This is a genomic window from Psychrobacter lutiphocae DSM 21542 (assembly GCF_000382145.1).
Lineage (GTDB): Bacteria > Pseudomonadota > Gammaproteobacteria > Pseudomonadales > Moraxellaceae > Psychrobacter > Psychrobacter lutiphocae.
The window spans coordinates 1-1,268 of record NZ_KB907699.1; the positions used below are offsets into that span (position 1 = coordinate 1).

The 1,268-nt window shown below is 44.7% G+C and carries 2 protein-coding genes; both read right to left on the reverse strand.

Annotated features, from left to right (window positions below; translation table 11 throughout):
- Nucleotides 1-121 precede the first annotated feature (121 nt).
- Nucleotides 122-664 (reverse strand): molybdenum cofactor biosynthesis protein MoaE, encoded by a 543-nt coding sequence (locus tag H140_RS0113605; RefSeq protein WP_019674182.1) that lies wholly within the window; start codon nucleotides 662-664, stop codon nucleotides 122-124.
- Nucleotides 665-759: 95 nt separating this feature from the next.
- Nucleotides 760-1,002 (reverse strand): molybdopterin converting factor subunit 1, encoded by a 243-nt coding sequence (gene moaD, locus H140_RS0113610; RefSeq protein ID WP_019674183.1) that lies wholly within the window; start codon nucleotides 1,000-1,002, stop codon nucleotides 760-762.
- Nucleotides 1,003-1,268 lie beyond the last annotated feature (266 nt).

The window sequence follows — 1,268 nt, forward strand, 5'->3', positions numbered from 1 at the left end:
GCCTAATTGGTTAGCTGCTTGTTTTATGCTTAATAATTCATAGTGAGTGATTGTAAATAGATTTAGATAGGTTTGTCGTTACTGTTTGCAACCCTGCAAAGCTTTGGGCCAACTATTCACCCTAACCATTATTGCTAAGCCACTTTGATGGCTCATCAACATAAAACTCTTGTTTCCAGACCGGAATGTCCGCTTTGATGGTGTCCAAAATCCAGCGACAAGCATCAAAGGCCGGATAGCGGTGCTTAGACGATACCCCGACCCACACTGCCATATCACCAATATCTAACGCGCCGATGCGATGAATAGCGACCGCATTTTCGATGTCAAATTTGCGTTTGGCTTCTTCAATGATGTGTTTGCCCTGATTAATGGCCAGTTTTTCATAGCCATAATAAGTTAGGCTGGTCACCTGGCTGTCATTGTTGTGGTTGCGCACCCAACCTTCAAAGGTGGCAAGCGCACCACACTGCTCATCTTGCAAAAAGTCTTTTAAACGCTCAGCGTCAATGGCAACATCAAGCAGTGCAAAGCCTTGTTGTTGCGCAGTTTGATACGCTTCTTCTACGCTTAAGCTAATTTGACTGGCGTGTTGGTGAGCGTCATTCTCTGGATGGATGACGGCTGACTGTTTGGCATGATCGTTATGGTCTTGATTTGACATAGTAAGGCAACTCTTTTTACCGATAATATAGACGGGCAATATTGAACCATAGTGTGGCTCAACAAGGGCTTAACAAGATAGCGACAGCAGCGTGATTAGCCGCCGGCGACAGGAGGGATAAAGGCCACCGTATCGCCTTCGCTTAGGGTGTCTTCCCAACTGGCAAACTCATCATTAATGGCTACCCGAACTTTGGCTGGAGTTAAATCAAAGCCATGCTCGGCTTGGAGCTGGCTGTATAGCTCAGGCAAACTAAGTGCCTTGTCTAAGCTCAGCTTTTGTTGTCCTTGCTGGGCTTGGTCGGCCAAACTGGCAAAATATAAGACGGTGATATTCATCGTTTTTCGCTCTTGTGTAATTTTATTGAATATGAAATGAGTTAACTGAATATAATAAGGCGCTCTCAACAAGAGTAGTTAGCAACATATAAGAGTTGGTTTGTTGGCTGTGCCTTTAACTCATCTATTGCAGAATTTTAAAAAGGATGGCAAGTCCCCCTTTCTCAAAGGCAGGGCAATCGCACTACAAAACCCTACCGAACAGAACCTGCTCACGATAATCAAGATTTTGAGAAGCCCTGATACGGCGTCGTTTCACTGATAAC